Below are 16,953 nucleotides of genomic sequence, written 5' to 3' on the forward strand. Positions count from 1 at the left end.
AAGTAAAGCTTACGATGCAAGGTTTGCAAACAAACCTTTAAGGAGGAGCAACAAATGAGTCAAGCTAACATACGCCTTGGCATTATCGGAGCGGGCGCGATCGGCAGCATTCATATGCAAACTTTCAAAATGGTAGAAGGCATCGATGTCGTGGCAGTAACGGACGTTTACCTTCCTCTTGCCGAGCAAAGAGCTTCCGAGCACGGCATCGAGACCGTGCATGCAAGTCCGCAAGCCCTGCTTGAGGACCCGTCGATTGATGCCGTCGTCATTGGCGTGCCGAACAACTACCATGCTGCGCTTGCGATTGAAGCGCTTAAGCACGGCAAGCATGTTCTATTGGAGAAGCCGATGGCAATCAATTCGGATGCTGCACGCGAGATTGTTGAAGAAGTAGAGAAATCAGGCAAAATTCTAATGATGTCGCATCAAATGCGCTGGAGCGGTCTAAGCCGGGCACTTAAGCAGCATATCGACAATGGCGATGTTGGACAAGTATACAACGCGAAAGCGGGCTGGTTCCGTAAAAAAGGTATTCCGGGCTGGGGATCATGGTTTACGCGCAAGGATCAGTCCGGAGGCGGACCGCTTATCGATATTGGCGTTCATATGCTGGATTTATCTCTTTATCTAATGGGTAATCCGAAGCCTGTATCCGTATACGGGTCAACCTATGCAGAGTTCGGACCGAAGCGCGAGGGCATTGGCAACTGGGGAACGCCGAATTGGGATGGATACTATGATGTTGAGGATCTTGCATCCGCGCTGATCAAGCTCGATAATGGCGCAACCCTGTCACTGGAAGTCAGTTGGGCCGCACATGCGGCGTTTCTATCGGAGGAGCCTTTCATCCACCTCATGGGGACACAAGGCGGCGTCGCGATCGTAGGCAAATACGGCAAGTACGTAACGCATGCCGAGACGGGCGTTGCCGAAATCGATATTACACCGCTGGACGGAGAAGAGGATCGGATTCTGATGAGCCGCCACTTTGTAGAATGTATTCAAGAAGGCAAGCAGCCGATTACTTCCGCTCTTTCCGGTTATACCAATAACCGTATTCTAGATGCGATTTACGAATCATCCCGCACGGGCAACGAAGTTAAGCTGAACTGGGACTAAACCAGCGAAAGCGCCTTACAGCGAAAGCACCCTGTGTCGATGTGCTTGTTTTGTGTTAGCCCTCCTTGAAGCTTGCTGACCGCGGGTAGCTTCAAGGAGGGCTTTTACGCATGCAGCCTGTAAGAAATTACCTTTCATAAAAAGCTAAGCCTGTGAAATGGCCGTGACAATGGCAAAAGAGGGTTCGGTTTCCGAGCATACTGTGGTATAATGGTTCGATATAAACTGATTTTGTAGTGAAGGACGGGATTAAACGAATGATTAGTACAAGTGGCATAACGCTCCGTTACGGGAAGCGGGCGCTTTTTGAAGATGTAAGCATTAAGTTTACGCCAGGCAACTGTTATGGCTTAATTGGCGCGAATGGCGCTGGCAAATCGACTTTTCTCAAAATATTATCCGGTGAAGTAGAACAATCGCACGGAGAAGTGCATATAACGCCGGGCGAACGGCTTGCCGTTCTGAAGCAGAACCATTACGAGTACGATGAGTCAGTCGTTCTTGAGACGGTTATGATGGGGCATAAGCGTTTGTATGAAGTCATGAAGGAGAAGGACGCGCTGTATGCGAAAGCGGACTTCACTGATGAGGACGGCATGCGCGCAGGTGAGCTCGAAGCTGATTTTGCAGACATGAACGGTTGGGAAGCTGAATCGGAAGCGGCTGAAATGCTGAATGGCCTTGGCATCACACCTGATCTGCATGACAAGAAAATGGCAGAGCTTAGCGGCAACGAGAAGGTACGCGTATTGCTTGCTCAAGCTTTGTTCGGCGCACCGAACATTCTATTGCTCGATGAGCCTACCAACCACTTGGACATTGAGTCCATTCGCTGGCTTGAGGATTTCCTTGCCGACTATCAAGGCACTGTTGTTGTAGTCAGCCATGACAGGCATTTCCTGAACACGGTATGTACGCACATTGCGGACATTGACTTTGGCAAAATCCAAATGTACGTCGGCAACTACGACTTCTGGTACGAGTCGAGCCAGCTTGCTTTGCAGCTGATGCGCGGCGAGAACAAGAAGAAGGAAGACAAAATCAAAGAGCTTCAAGCGTTTATTCAGCGCTTTAGCGCAAACAAATCGAAAGCGAAGCAGGCGACTTCAAGACAGAAGCTGCTTGAGAAAATCTCGCTTGACGACATTCGTCCGTCGAATCGTAAATACCCGTTCATCCTCTTCAAAGGCGAACGCGAGGCAGGCAAGCAGCTACTGCTGGTTGACGGCTTGACCAAAACGATTGACGGAGAGAAAGTAATCGACAATCTTACCATTGCACTTAACAAAGGCGATAAGGTAGCGTTTGTTGGACCGAACAGCTTGCCTAAAACGCTGCTTTTCCAACTGCTTGTTGGCGAAGTAGAAGCGGATGCAGGCAGCTACTCATGGGGCGTAACGACGTCACAGGCTTACTTCCCTAAAGACAACTCCCCTTATTTCGACGGCGTTGATCTGAACCTGGTGGAATGGCTTCGCCAGTATTCTAAGGATCCGGATGAGACGTTCATTCGCGGTTTCCTTGGACGTATGCTGTTCTCAGGCGACGATGCGATGAAGAAAGCTAGCGTGTTGTCCGGGGGCGAGAAGGTTCGTTGTATGTTGTCTAAAATGATGCTTGAAGGCGCTAACGTATTTATTCTCGATGAGCCAACGAATCACTTGGATCTCGAATCCATCACGGCGCTAAACAACGGCTTGACGGATACAGATTGTACGATTCTATTCACGTCACATGACCATCAGTTCGTACAAACAATCGCGAACCGAATCGTTGAAATTACGCCAAATGGCGTAATCGACCGGATGATGACTTATGACGAGTATCTGGAGAGCGCGGAAGTAAAAGCACTTCGGGAACGTATGTACGCCGTATAAGCTGATGCTATCAGATAGAGAGTTCGCCTGCGAGGTTTTCCTTGAAGACGAACTCTTTTTTTGTATCAGAATACATAAGAGCAACTGGAAGGTAGATAGGATTTAACTGCTTACCTATGATATCAATGTTATGACTGAATAAGGGACGGCCGCGCACACCTGCTGAGAAAAAACGTTTTTTTGAGCAGTGATGAGCGATAAGAGTGAAAGCCATTGAATAAGAGCATATTGAAGAAAGCGGTCTTCGTAATAGGCATGCTTTCTTTTTTAGTTGGACAAGCAAGTGTAAATTATTGTTGCAAAGCATGATTTTTGGGACTATACTAATCCTGAAAAGGTTTTCAGAAAGCCTTTTCATGAATGTGCGGGATAGACGGAGAATGCGTTTGTGTGCTCCAAACCATCCTAATGAGCAAGAAGGACGTGCAACTATGAAATCGACCATACGAGATGTAGCGAAGTATGCCAATGTATCGATTAGTACGGTATCGAGAGTCATGAATGCACCGGATACAGTGATTAAAGAGAAGCGTGTGAAGGTATTGGAAGCGATCGAGGTGCTGCAGTACCAGCCAAATGGGTTCGCTCGCGGCCTAATCTACAAAAAGTCCGATACGCTAGGTGTGATGATACCGGATATCGAGAATCCCTATTATGCAGGACTCATTCGGGGAATGCAGGACGCTGCTGTCATGCTCAACCATAGCTTGATGATATGCAATACAGACCGGGACAAGAAGAGGACAATCGCTTACGTTCAGACGTTTTTTGAGAAGCAGGTTGACGGCATTATATTCGCGAGCGACTCGCTGCACGAGGAGTACTACGAGGAAATGCAGCGTTATCGTCTGCCTTTCGTGCTGGCTTCCACGAATGCGCCTGAATATGACATACCCTCTGTTGATATTGACGATGAGCAGGGTGCATATGAAGCTGTAAAGCATTTAATCGAATCGGGACATCGCCGCATTGGCATGATCAGCTTCCCGCTCGGGCATACGATATCCGGTAAGCCACGATATGCAGGATACAAGAAAGCGCTGCTAGAGTTTGGAATTGTCCCTAATACGGATGAAATTGAGTTTGCTGAGCATCGATTCGAGCATGCATACGAGGCGTCTGAACGGCTTTTCGCCCGTTGTTCCGAGCTAACGGCTATATTTGCCGCATCAGATGAGTTCGCAATGGGGGTCATTTCTTATTTGCGGGATCATGGGAAATCAGTGCCTGACCAAATGTCTGTCATTGGCTTTGACAACATCCGCATGGCGCAGATGTTTATTCCCAAGCTGACAACGATTGACCAACCCACCTATGATATCGGCTACCGCTCAGTAGAGAAGCTTCATGAGCTGATTACGAACGGCGAGGTTGCCGTTTTGAGAGAAAAGCTTCCTCATCAACTTGTGATAAGAGAATCGACTAGAATGACTTAATACAATAAGTGCTTGATCGTTAAAAGGCTGATAATAGCTTTCGAAGCGAGCACTGCTCGAAAATGTTGAAAAGCTTTTCAAGTTTAATGAAAGCGATTACTTTACGGAATACCTAACATAGCTGGAATAATGGGCATAAAAAAAGCCTGAATTGGCATTTTAAAGGAGGTGAGGCAAGCGAGGAATGAATAGCTATTTTGGATGTTTCGAAAAGGCCATGAAGGTTTAAGGTAATTACTGGATTGTTTAAATAAGAAAGGATGAGGTCTATGTACGCGAAAAACACAAAGAAAGCATTGACTGCCTTTATTCTGTTGATCGTACTTGCCATGGCAATATCGGCTTGCGGAGGGAAAAACAATACAAATAACGGGGCAAATACGCCAACGGAAAAGCCAGATGCAGCTGCTGATGATGGGAATACAGATACGAATGGCGGAGACAGCGCGCTTGCCCAAGCGATGAACGGTGATTTCAAAGGGAAAAAAGTAACGATGTTCGGTCCGTTTACGGATGCTGATGAAGTGAAATTTACGGAAAGCATCAAAGCGTTTGAAGAGAAAACGGGAATTGATATTGCATATGAAGGCTCAAAAGAGTTCGAAGCTACGATTTCTGTCCGTGTAAACGGCGGCAATGCGCCGGATATTGCAGATTTTCCTCAACCAGGCCTCCTGAAGGGATTTGTAGAGTCAGGCAAAGTCATTGACGTGAAATCATTTTTGAGCGATGACTATTTGAAAAAGCAGTACAATCAAAGCTGGCTGGATATGGCTACGATGAAAGGCTCAAGCGGCGACGTTATGGCTGGCGTATGGGCGCGGAGCAGCGTGAAGAGCTTGGTATGGTATAACAAAAAAGCTTTTGCAGACGCTGGCTATACGGTTCCAAAAACATGGGCAGAGCTTATGACGCTGACGGATCAAATCGCTAAAGACGGCGATCCGGCGTGGAGTATTGGCATTGAGAGCGGTACTGCGACAGGCTGGCCTGCAACAGACTGGATGGAAGACATTATGCTCCGTACAACAACACCGGAAAACTATGATAAATGGTTAACCGGCGAGCTTCCGTTTACTGATCCGATTGTGAAAAATGCCGCGGAAAAAATGGCTGAAATTTGGTTCAACGAGGATTATGTTTATGGCGGCCGCAAATCGATCGCTACGACTTCTTTCGGCGATGCGGTTAAACCGCTCTTCGATAATCCGCCAAAGGCATGGCTTCACCGTCAAGCGGGCTTCATTACAAGCTTCTTCCCAGAAGGCTTGACTGCGGATGATTATGATTGGTTCCCACTGCCTGCGATAGATGAGCAGTATGGCCAGCCTGCTTTAATCTCTGGCGATATCTACGCGATGTTCAATGACCGTCCAGAGGTTCGCGCAGTGCTTGAGTTTTTCTCTACGGGCGAATCCCTCAAAACATGGATTCAAACAGGTGGCGTAACGGCGCCGATGAACGACGCAGATGCCTCATGGTATCCGAATGATCAAGAACGCAGAATGGCTGAGTTTATAAAAACGGCGGATACGATCCGTTTCGATGGCTCTGACTTGATGCCGGGTTCAGTTGGCGCAGGTACGTTTTGGAAAGGGATGACTGACTGGGTAAGTGGAACGGTTGATCTCGACACAGCTTTGAAAGAAATCCAAGCAGGTTATAAAAAATAAGCCGCAAGAGAAACAGTGGGGGTGCTCGCTGAAAAGCGAGTACCTCTACAATCTATAGCTTTATTAAAAGACATGTTACGCAAACCTAAGCTGTTGCTTACGAAGTAAGGTTTGCTCCGCAAACCTAAGCTGTTGCTTACGAAGTTAGGTTTGCTCCGCAAACCTAAGCTGTTGCTCACGAAGTAAGGTTTGCTACGCAAACCTAAGCTGTTGCTTACGAAGTAAGGTTTGCTCCGCAAACCTAAGCTGTTGCTTACGAAGTAAGGTTTGCTACGCAAACCTAAGCTGTTGCTCACGAAGTAAGGTTTGCTCCGCAAACCTTTAAGGAGGACTCATATGGAACTGCAAGCTCGAAAAGGCAATGCTCTGCGTTTGCTCTTGATATCGGTGTTGGTGCCAGCCTTGAATATTGCCATTCATTGGGGCATCTTTTTATTCTTCCGCGACTCAAGCCTGCCGCCTGTATTCAATGCGGTGCTAGCCGTTCTTTGGGGGGCGCTAGGCATATATTCCATTTACTACTCCTTCAACTGGGTAGTTGAGCAATATCCGGATCAATGGAAGCGAAGAATATTGCCTTTTGTATTTGTTGGTCCGGCGGTGCTGCTGCTAGGCTGGCTGCTCGTTTTTCCAACGCTTAGGACTTTATATTTAAGCTTCTTTGATGCCGGCTCGGTTAACTTTGTTGGATTCGCCAACTATGTTGCCGTATTTACGGATCGCCTTCTTCTAATGGCGCTTCGCAACAATCTGCTTTGGGTATTTTTTGGCACGCTGGCATGCGTAAGCTTAGGCTTGCTAATAGCCATATTGGCTGACCGCAGCAGCTTCGAGAAGCTGGCTAAAGGATTGATCTTTATGCCTATGGCGATTTCGTTTGTCGCTGCAGGTGTAATCTGGAAATTCATTTATTACTATCAGCCCGGTACGGAGCAAATCGGCCTATTGAATGCCATTGTCGTGAAGTTCGGCGGCGAGCCGCAGGCGTGGCTCAGTATGATACAGCCGTGGAACAATCTGTTTCTGATCGCGATCCTTATATGGATGCAAACGGGATTTGCCATGGTTATTTTCTCGGCTGCGATTAAGAGCATCCCGGAGGATACGCTGGAAGCGGCAAGGATGGATGGCGCAGGCGAGGTTCGGATTTTTTTCAAAATCATGATTCCTTACATTTCGGGGACGCTGCTGTCCGTAACGACTACGATTATTGTTTTTACTCTCAAAATATTCGATGTGGTTATGATAATGACCGGCGGACAATATGAAACAGATGTCGTCGCAACACAGTTCTACAGGCAGCTCTTCATGTATCAAAATGCCGGCTACGGCTCAACGTTAGCTATCGTATTGCTAATCGCGGTTATTCCGGTCATTATTGTCAACCTGCGTCAGTTCCGTAGAGAGGGGGGATTCTAGGATGAGCAAAAACAAAAAAATTCGCAAGTCCAAATGGCTCGTGAATACGGTGCTCGCCATCATCTGCCTCATATGGACGATTCCGACGCTCGGCCTATTGGTATCCTCGTTCCGGCCGGCCGCAGATATACTGTCGACAGGCTGGTGGAACATACTGCCCCATCGCGATTGGCAAACCTCGGAGCAGCTTCAGCTTCCGAAGGAAACAGATTTGCGGGAGCCGATTAAAGTCAATGGAGCGACCTATTCGGATGATCAGTTGCGTGCAGGTGTGGAGGTAAACGGAGAACGATTGATATGGGAAAATCGACGTGCAAGACTGCTGAATATACAGGATAAGCAGTGGACGATTATTTCCAGCTTCACGACTCAAAACTACGAAACGGTGCTCGGCGGGAAAAGCTATTCGATTACGATGCCGGACGGGACGACGAAAACAGAGAAGGGCAGCGGCATGTCGCGTTCCTTCTGGAACACGATCGCGGTAACGGTACCGGCAACGGTCATTCCGATCTTTATTGCTTCCTTTGCGGCATATGCCTTCGCTTGGCTTCGCTTCCCAGGTCGAAAAACGCTATTCGTAATTGTGATCGCATTGCTTGTCGTGCCGCTGCAGGTGGCGCTAATCCCGATCTTGCGCGATTACACATCGCTAGGACTAAACGGAACCTATTTCGGCATATGGCTTGCGCATACGGCTTTTGGTTTGCCGCTCATTACTTATTTCATGTACACATCTATCAGCCAATTGCCGAAGGATTTGTTCGAATCGGCATTTATGGATGGAGCTACAAATTTCACGATCTTCAGCAAGCTGATCCTGCCGTTGTCGGTTCCGGCACTCGCATCTATTAGTATATTTCAGTTTTTATGGGTATGGAACGATTATTTAGTATCGCTAATATTCCTTGGCAGCCAGCCGGAAGTTCAGGTGCTGTCTATGAATATTGCCAACATGGTCGGCTCTAGAGGAAATGATTGGCATCTGCTGACGGCTGCCGCATTCGTTTCAATGCTGATGCCTTTGGCTGTATTTTTCGCTTTGCAGAAGTATTTCGTACGGGGTATGCTTGGCGGCTCGATTAAAGGCTAGGATAGGAAGAATGTTGTACGATACGAATGGCGCAGCGCCTCTGCCGAATGCCGAGCATGCGCCATTCGTTTTTTTGACTAAGGCAGGCAACCTGATAAATAAAGGAGTGATCATCATGCAGCCAAATGAAGCTTGGTGGAAGGAATCCGTCGTATATCAGGTATACTGGCGCAGCTTCCGCGATACGAATGGAGATGGCATCGGCGACTTAAGGGGTGTCATTGAGAAGCTGGACTATATTCAGTCGCTGGGGGTGACGATGGTATGGGTTAACCCGTTTAATGAATCTCCTGACAAAGATAACGGCTATGACGTTTCTGATTATTATACAGTCATGGACAAAGCGGGCACGATGGCAGATTTTGAGTTGCTAGTAGCAGAGACGCATGCTCGGGGCATGAAGCTGATGATGGACGTCGTAGTGAACCATACCTCGGACCAGCATGCTTGGTTTAAAGAATCACGATCTTCGGCTAGCAATCCGAAACGGGATTGGTATATTTGGCATGATGGCTATCGAGGCAGGCCGCCAACGAATTGGCGCTCTTATTTCAATCCATCATGTTGGGAGCTTGATGATGCATCGAATCAATATTATATGCATTCCTTTGCGGTTGAGCAGCCTGATTTGAACTGGGCGAATCAAGAAATGAGGCAAGAGATTTACAAGATGCTGCGATTTTGGCTGGACAAGGGGGTCGATGGTCTACGGCTTGATGCTCTCGCGCTGTTAGCTAAGCCGACGTTATTTGCCGATGTAGAAAATCCGCGGGACATTCGATATTTGACACATAATGCGGGGCTCCATCGGTATTTGCAGGAAATGAACCATGAGGTGTTCAGACATTATGATATGATGACTGTTGGCGAAATTGCTTTTGCAACACCAGAGACGGGACCGCTATTCGTTGATGAGGAGCGTCAGGAGCTCAATACGCTGTTTCACTTCGAGGTGGCGGACGAAATGCCGGAGTGGGACATGCTGCGCTTCAAGCGCATCCAGAGGCTTTGGGCAGAAGCGTTGGACGGGCGCGGCTTTGGCTCCCAGTTTTTGAACAACCACGATCATACGAGGCAAGTATCAAGGTATGGCAATGATTCTGAGTACCGGGTGGAGTCAGCCAAGCTGCTCGGCACTATGATCCATACGCTTCCAGGCATTCCGTACATTTATCAAGGTGAAGAGATCGGAATGACAGGAGTCAAATTTGAGACAATTGGTGATTACAAGGATATCGCCATGATAAATCGATATGTAGAGGAAATCGGGAAAGGCGGCGACCCTGCGGCAGTATTTCGTGATTTGCAGCCGCTTAGCCGAGATAATTCAAGGACGCCTATGCAATGGAATGATGGACCGCATGCTGGCTTTGGAGAAGCGGAGCCATGGCTCCAAATCAATCCTAATTACGAGGAAATAAATGTTGAGCAAGCTGAGAAGGATCCGGACTCGGTATTGGCTTATTATCGCAAGCTTATCGCTTTACGCAAAGCAAACCGAATTATGGTGTATGGCGACTTCACTGATATAAGCGCAGATGATCCGCATTTGTATGTCTATGTGCGCGAATTGGAAGGGACGGAATGGCTTGTGCTGCTCAACCACAGTATAGAGCATCGTTCATTTGCATTCTCAGAATCATATTTTGGCAATAATCGTTTAAGTTTGAAGCTAATGCTTGGCAACTACAGCCAGACCGAGGTCAATTGGAGCAGCGAGACGACCGAAATGGAGCTTAAGCCTTACGAGGCACGAATATATGAGGTTATTTGAAACTGATGGGCGGCTCGTTTATTTCTGAAACGATGTGCCAACAGTACCGCTATAGAAAGCTGTTTTTGAAAATAGAGACAGGAATAAAAGCGCTTTAGACCTCCGTCTAGAGCGCTTTTATTTGTAAGCCTCAACTTTGGCAACGGCAATAATTGTTGCATCCATGCATAAAAGTACGCACCTGGTAAACACTGTTTCTCTAGACCCACACGGGTTCTTTCGGGTATGATACCGATAGGTTATCGGAGTGCTTTACAAATACATACGTTTTTACGCTTGGGAGGGTATTGAAACTGAATCAGTATGAGGAGATTAAACAGGGCGAAAAAGGTGCCTGGGTTAGCATTGGGGCCTACTTGGCTTTATCTGCGCTAAAACTCGGTGCGGGCTACTGGTTTGTGTCGGGAGCTCTCGTTGCAGACGGCTTCAACAATCTAACGGACATCGTGGCATCTGCTGCTGTATTGATCGGACTTCGAATTTCGCAGAAGCCGCCAGATAAGGATCATCCATACGGACATTTCCGTGCAGAGACGATTGCTGCGCTTATTGCTTCTTTTATTATGGCGACGGTAGGCATTCAGGTACTGATTGGCGCTGTAAAGTCATTGTTCAACTCGGAGCACCAAATTCCGAACTTAAACTCTGCTTGGGTCGCGTTATTCGCGGCTGTCTGTATGGGCGGCGTATATATTTATAATCGAAGGCTGGCCCTTCGTATTAATAACCAGGCGCTGCTTGCTGCGGCTAAGGACAATTTGTCGGACGCGCTTGTCAGTATCGGTGCAGCAATTGGCATTATTGGGGCTCAGTTCGGCCTCCCTTGGCTTGATCCGGTTGCGGCTTTGGCAGTGGGGGCCATCATCTGCAAAACGGCTTGGGAAATCTTTTATAGCTCGACGCATGCACTGACAGACGGTTTTGACGAGAATGAGCTTTCTTCACTACGCACAACGATTGCCAAGACAAAAGGCGTCAAGGCCATTAAGGATATCAAGGCAAGAGTTCATGGAAGCCATGTGCTCGTTGATGTCATCGTTCAGGTTGACCCTGAGCTTTCTCTAATCGAGAGCCATCAGATTAGCGATGAGATTGAGCATCGAATGGGTAGAAAGCATAATATTATGAGTGTCCATGTTCATGTGGAGCCTCAGGAAAATGTCGAAAATTCCGAAATAATGTCGATTGAAAAGCACTGAAATAAGCGGTAATTGTTGCCAATTTTTGCTGATATACCGTTAAATGGTTCTTTTGGATCATTTTATTCATCTACCCAAAAGACCCAATATTATGAGATGAAAATGATTTATCTGCCTTGAATCAGCTGGAAATGTAAATAGCAATAGGTGGAAAGACGGTTCCTAAGCGGAATCGTCTTTTTTGTATGATTTTACAGCTGATGTATATGTCTTCCTGCCCAATTGATTGCTTCTCTAAATAGGTGTATTGGACGATACTTGTCTTCCTGAAACGAAACTACAATGGGAACAGAAACCGTTATATTTTCACTGTTTTCACAACAAGGGAGGCGTATAATTTGCAATACACGATGAAACAAAGGATGGCAACAGCAACATTAACGGCAGCTTTATTGTTCAGCTCCATTTCGGTTCCGGCAGCGCTCGCTGCACAGGCAGGAGAGGTTCAGTCCGGCGTAAATATGCGATCCGCTCCCTCCACATCAGGCTCGATTATTCGAAGCCTAAAGAAAGGCGAACAAGTAACGGTAGTCGAGAAGGTCAATTCCTATTGGTATAAAATAACGGATTCCTCAGGTAGAACGGGATACATTTCGACTTCATCCCAATATATTGAGCTGCTAAGCTCAGCACCGGAGCAAACGGGCAATGCAACCGTGAAAGCGTCGGTTTCCTTCCGTAAGTCTGCATCCACGTCAGGCGAGCGCATCCGATATTTGAAGAAAGGCGAGAAAGTGACGGTCATTGCCAAAACGAACAGCTATTGGTATGAGGTTCGGGACGGCAATGGCGTAAGGGGATATGTGAGCACGCAAGCTGCATACCTAAGCGTCACGGGTACTATTCCGGATGGAGGAACAGGCAATGACGGCGGGCCAGTAACCGCACCGGATGAGACGAAGGACGAGGCGGTTGAGAAAATGATCGCTGCGGGAATGAAGTATTTGGGTACGCCTTATGAATACGGTTCAGACCGCAACACGACGACTACCTTCGACTGTTCTGATTTTGTTAGGCAATCGTTTCTAGACGGGCTGGGCGTTAGGCTACCGGCAGATTCAAGGCAGCAAGCCCAGTATGTTAAAGATAAAGGAACAGCAAATACGAATTGGAGAGCGCTTGAACGAGGCGATTTGGTTTTCTTCATGTCCTATAAAGGGACTAAAGCTTCCTCGTACAACGGTATCGATAAGTCCTCGCAAACGATTACGCATGATGGCATCTACTTAGGTGACGGAAAGGTATTACATACGTACTCCAATGAAGGCGGAGGAGTAACAATTAGCAATATCGAAGGAACGCACTGGGAATACCGTCTCGTGTTTGGCGGAAGCGCGTTATAATGAAGAGAAAAGGCCGATCAGACAAGTCTGATCGGCCTTTCTAATATATAAGAATTTATATGTTTTCACTTATAAATGTACTTATATATTTCCGCGAAACGACTGCTTTTGCCGCAGAGGACGTCGACAGCCGTTTACGCTTGTTTGTTTATATTTCTTAGCATTTAAGAATCGATTTGTATGGTTGTACCTTCAGGTTGTTTCATTGGTTCTTGCGCCGTAGACTGTGCTTGCTGTTCGGCTAAAGCCTTCTTTTTGTTGCGTTTCTTGCGAATGATCAAATACACGACGACGATGGGAACGGCTCCAATGAAAATATACAAGGAAACGTCTTTTACCATCCCCTCTGCAGATTGGCCGTAAAAATAAAACAGGAGGCCGACAATATAAAACTTCAAGCCCCGTCCAATTGCCGCATACCCGATTAATCTCCAGATTGGAAAGTTCAAGCAGCCTGACAGAATCGTAAATACTTTGAATGGAATAGGTGTGAAAGAACCAATGAGAATGGCGGCTTCACCGTTCTTCTGAAATTTTTCAGTGGCAGCGTCGATCCATTCCTTTTTCAAAAACTTATATAGGACTGATTTGCCCATCACCTTGCCTAGATAATACCCTACAGGTGTACCTAAGAGACAAGCAACATAGCCCACGGTAGCCAGCCATAAGGCTGTACTTGGGTTGAGTAGACTCAATGAAACTTGAAGAAAAAACGCGGGAATGGGGAAGATAACAGCGTCAAGAAATGCATGAATAAATAGTCCCAGAGGCCCGAATTTCTCTAAAAAGTCGACAACTGCTTGAAACATTACCAGGCTCCCTTTCCATCAACTAACTGCACATAAAGCCTGCTTATCGAGATATTCTAGAATAAAAACTCCCATATTTGCTAATATATGCTGCAGCTTGTTGAAAAAGCGCTTTAGCGCTTGATATTTTAATTATATCACAATTAATTCGGTTAAGAAGATGATAGTTGTCATGTGTTCATTTTTGATGCTAGTTCCTTAGAACGAATACGTATGATTCGCTTAAAGGTTTCAATCACTTTTATTACACCGCATATTTGATTATAAAGGTTTGTGCCTTATGTATTCAGAAACATAATTTGCTTTTCCATTCATACTAGAACAGATAAACGCCGTATATTTACGGGATGGTCCCATAGATATACGGCGTTTATTAAAAACCCGAAGGGTGCTCTATGCATTTGAGGCAGTTGTAATTACCGTGAAGCCAATAGATTGCTCAAAAAGCAGCAGGATAGCCGATGCTATTCCCGCGTCTGACGGCGGGAAACGCCGCTTTGCTGAGCGGCTTGAATGACCCTTTTGCGAACCTCTTCGACAACGCGCGTATTGAAGACACTCGGCACAATGTACATCGGACTTAGCTCTTCATCACTAATTACAGATGCGATCGCTTCTGCCGCTGCAAGCTTCATCTCCTCGTTAATCGTCGTAGCCCGGCTGTCGAGTGCTCCGCGGAAGATGCCGGGAAAACATAGGACATTGTTGATCTGGTTGGGATAGTCCGAGCGGCCAGTGGCAAATACCGCAACAATGTCCTCAGCAAGCTCTGGCCTGATCTCGGGCTCAGGATTAGCCATTGCGAAAACGATCGGGTCCTTTGCCATCGTCTCAATATGAGCACGAGTCAGTATGCCGCCAGCCGAGACGCCGATAAAAACATCAGCGCCGCTCAAAGCTTCTGCTAATCCGCCGCTTTGGCGCTCCGGGTTCGTATTGTCCGCGTACCACTGCCACATCTGGTTGTCGTAAGTCTTGTCGGCAGTCAGGATGCCATCGCGATCGACGCCAACGATATGTTCCGCACCGCCTGCGAGCAGCATTTTGGTGCATGCAGTGCCGGCAGCTCCGATGCCGCAAATGACGATTCGCGTATCGCGTATGCTCCGGCCAGTCAGCTTCAGAGCGTTAAGCAAGCTTGCGTATAGGACGACGGCCGTGCCGTGCTGGTCATCGTGAAACACAGGGATATCAAGCTCATCCCGAAGCCTTTGCTCGATCTCGAAGCAGCGCGGTGCGGAAATATCCTCTAGATTAATACCGCCGAAAGCGGGCGCTAGGTTTTTAATAGTAGCAATAATTTCATCGGTATCTTGCGTGTCGAGGCAGATCGGGAAAGCATCAACATCGGCAAACTGCTTGAAAAGCATCGCCTTTCCTTCCATAACCGGCATGGCAGCGTATGGTCCGATATTGCCTAATCCAAGGACAGCGCTTCCGTCTGACACGACTGCCACCATGTTTCTTTTGACCGTGAGCGTAAAAGCCTTGGAGGGCTCTTCAAATATAGCCTGGCAAACCCTTGCGACGTCAGGCGTGTAAACCCGGGATAGGTCGTCGCGGTTTTGAATAGGCGTTTTAGGCTGTATCGTTATTTTTCCGCCCAAATGAAGCAGGAAGGTACGATCGGAAATGTGTACGAGCCGAATGCCGGGAATTGCCTTCAAAGCGGACGTGAGCCGTTCAGCAGCGCCATTTTCCGTAATTTTCACGGTTAAATCACGTAAGCTTTTATTTTTATCCGTATGTATGACGTCAATTGCGATGATGTCTCCCTTAGCTTGCTCAATCGCGGTAGCTGCCCGTCCAAACTGCGCGATATTCGTATCAATCTCAACCCTCAAAATAATCGTTTTGCCGTCGGTCATCTGTGATCCCATAATAAACAGCTCCCTTCATTCATTATACTATTTGAATAAGTACACCCTATTTATGCTTCATAATCTCCCTCAAAAAAGAAAGCCGTCACTGCATTAGTCGCAGGACGGCGTTCGGACAACTCATTGGGTCGTATTGTAGGTTTCGCTTAGTTAGTAGACCATCTCTGAATTGACCGGAGGCATAAGGCTCGTGAATGAGCGAAAACCATCGATCGACGGTATCGTTCGAATCGAGCATTTCACCAAAACCGTTGCTAATGAAGTATTCGCAGTTTTCTTCTTCTTGACCGGGAATCGGTTCATAGAAGAGCATTGGAATTCCTTTGCTCATGCCTTCCGTACAAGTCATGCCGCCTGGCTTCGTAATGAGCAGATCGGACACGTCCATCAGTTTGTTGACCTCTCGGGTAAAGCTGAGAATGCGAATATTCGGATGCCGGAAGAGAGGATCTGACAGCATCTTTTCTTTCATCTTCTCATTAGAGCCAACGCAGTAGATCAATTGGGTGGTTTCGCGCCACTTGGTCATGTATTCGAGGGCATTGTCCTCATACATGATTCCCCAGCCGCCGCCCATAATAAGAACCGTCGGCATATTTTTTAGCTGAAACTGCTCGCGTACTTCCTCTTTATCGTATGTATGCCAGAAATTCGGATGAACGGGAATACCTGTTACTTCTATGCGATTCTCCGAGATTCCTTTATCAATCAGTCTCTCCTTAACGAGAGGCGAGGAAACCAAATATCGGTTGACCTCTTTGTTCACCCAAGAGCCATGCGCGTCGTAATCCGTAATTAACGTATACAGCGGCATGTCCAATCCAAGACGCTTAAGTCTTGCAACAACCGCATTGGGTCCCGGATGCGTGCAAATAATCAGATCCGGCTTCAATTGGGATATGACTTGAGAGGTCTGGGTATAAAACATGCGATGGAGCGCAAGCTGTGTAAGTCGATTGAACGATTTTTTATAGTTGCTGCGGTACATAAGACCGACCATCTTGGGCTGTTTGCTAACTGTTTTGCGATATGCAGATATTATCCATGGACCAAGCACCGGATTAAGAAATTTTCCAAGCTCGATGACGCGGGTCTGAATCCCCGGACTTAACTGCTTTAGTCCGACAGCGAGCGCATAGGCAGCTTGAGTATGACCGGAGCCAAAGCCTTCAGAGAGCAGGAGCACTCTTTTCTTACGCATTCATTCCACCTACTTTTCTAATTCCATATTACGATGCAAGTGCAACTAACACAAGTTTTATCCTTAAGGGTTGCTAATAAAGCTTTGGATAATTTATCCTAGAATGACGATGTGCATGTGATAAGCT

The 16,953-nt window shown here is 47.1% G+C and carries 12 protein-coding genes; 9 read left to right on the forward strand and 3 right to left on the reverse strand.

What is annotated here, in order from left to right; genetic code table 11:
* The first annotated feature begins 54 nt into the window (after nucleotides 1-54).
* From AB4Z29_RS18800 to AB4Z29_RS18840, 9 genes are all read left to right on the forward strand, one after another.
* Nucleotides 55-1,122 carry a Gfo/Idh/MocA family protein gene (locus tag AB4Z29_RS18800; RefSeq protein ID WP_441944554.1) on the forward strand — a complete coding sequence of 356 codons (1,068 nt, stop codon included), beginning with the start codon at nucleotides 55-57 and terminating at the stop codon, nucleotides 1,120-1,122.
* Between the two features lie 257 nt (nucleotides 1,123-1,379).
* Nucleotides 1,380-2,999, forward strand: a complete 1,620-nt coding sequence (locus AB4Z29_RS18805) for an ABC-F family ATP-binding cassette domain-containing protein (protein ID WP_441944555.1) — start codon at nucleotides 1,380-1,382, stop codon at nucleotides 2,997-2,999.
* A 431-nt stretch (nucleotides 3,000-3,430) separates the two neighbouring features.
* Nucleotides 3,431-4,435: a LacI family DNA-binding transcriptional regulator gene (locus AB4Z29_RS18810; protein ID WP_441944556.1), complete on the forward strand. Its 1,005-nt coding sequence runs from the start codon at nucleotides 3,431-3,433 to the stop codon at nucleotides 4,433-4,435.
* Between the two features lie 269 nt (nucleotides 4,436-4,704).
* Nucleotides 4,705-6,108 carry an ABC transporter substrate-binding protein gene (locus AB4Z29_RS18815; protein WP_441944557.1) on the forward strand — a complete coding sequence of 468 codons (1,404 nt, stop codon included), beginning with the start codon at nucleotides 4,705-4,707 and terminating at the stop codon, nucleotides 6,106-6,108.
* Nucleotides 6,109-6,444: 336 nt separating this feature from the next.
* Nucleotides 6,445-7,527, forward strand: a complete 1,083-nt coding sequence (locus AB4Z29_RS18820; protein WP_183559306.1) for a carbohydrate ABC transporter permease — start codon at nucleotides 6,445-6,447, stop codon at nucleotides 7,525-7,527.
* Nucleotide 7,528: 1 nt separating this feature from the next.
* Entirely contained in the window at nucleotides 7,529-8,620 is a 1,092-nt protein-coding gene (locus AB4Z29_RS18825; RefSeq protein WP_441944558.1) for a carbohydrate ABC transporter permease, read from the forward strand.
* Nucleotides 8,621-8,735: 115 nt separating this feature from the next.
* Complete coding sequence (locus tag AB4Z29_RS18830; RefSeq protein ID WP_441944678.1) at nucleotides 8,736-10,394, forward strand: glycoside hydrolase family 13 protein; 1,659 nt, start codon at nucleotides 8,736-8,738, stop codon at nucleotides 10,392-10,394.
* Nucleotides 10,395-10,687: 293 nt separating this feature from the next.
* Nucleotides 10,688-11,593: a cation diffusion facilitator family transporter gene (locus AB4Z29_RS18835; RefSeq protein WP_441944679.1), complete on the forward strand. Its 906-nt coding sequence runs from the start codon at nucleotides 10,688-10,690 to the stop codon at nucleotides 11,591-11,593.
* 338 nt (nucleotides 11,594-11,931) lie between these two features.
* Nucleotides 11,932-12,936, forward strand: a complete 1,005-nt coding sequence (locus AB4Z29_RS18840) for a C40 family peptidase (protein ID WP_441944559.1) — start codon at nucleotides 11,932-11,934, stop codon at nucleotides 12,934-12,936.
* A gap of 164 nt (nucleotides 12,937-13,100) precedes the next feature.
* Here AB4Z29_RS18840 and AB4Z29_RS18845 read toward each other — a convergent pair whose 3' ends face one another.
* The 3 genes from AB4Z29_RS18845 to AB4Z29_RS18855 form a co-directional block, all read right to left on the reverse strand.
* The gene (locus AB4Z29_RS18845; RefSeq protein WP_441944560.1) at nucleotides 13,101-13,745 is read right to left on the reverse strand and encodes a YqaA family protein; all 645 of its coding nucleotides are present in this window, start codon (nucleotides 13,743-13,745) and stop codon (nucleotides 13,101-13,103) included.
* A 464-nt stretch (nucleotides 13,746-14,209) separates the two neighbouring features.
* Entirely contained in the window at nucleotides 14,210-15,625 is a 1,416-nt protein-coding gene (locus tag AB4Z29_RS18850) for an NAD-dependent malic enzyme (RefSeq protein ID WP_441944561.1), read from the reverse strand.
* An 85-nt stretch (nucleotides 15,626-15,710) separates the two neighbouring features.
* Nucleotides 15,711-16,826: an MGDG synthase family glycosyltransferase gene (locus AB4Z29_RS18855; RefSeq protein WP_441944562.1), complete on the reverse strand. Its 1,116-nt coding sequence runs from the start codon at nucleotides 16,824-16,826 to the stop codon at nucleotides 15,711-15,713.
* Nucleotides 16,827-16,953: the final 127 nt, after the last annotated feature.

Source organism: Paenibacillus sp. 2TAB23 (assembly GCF_052115165.1).
Classification (GTDB): domain Bacteria; phylum Bacillota; class Bacilli; order Paenibacillales; family Paenibacillaceae; genus Pristimantibacillus.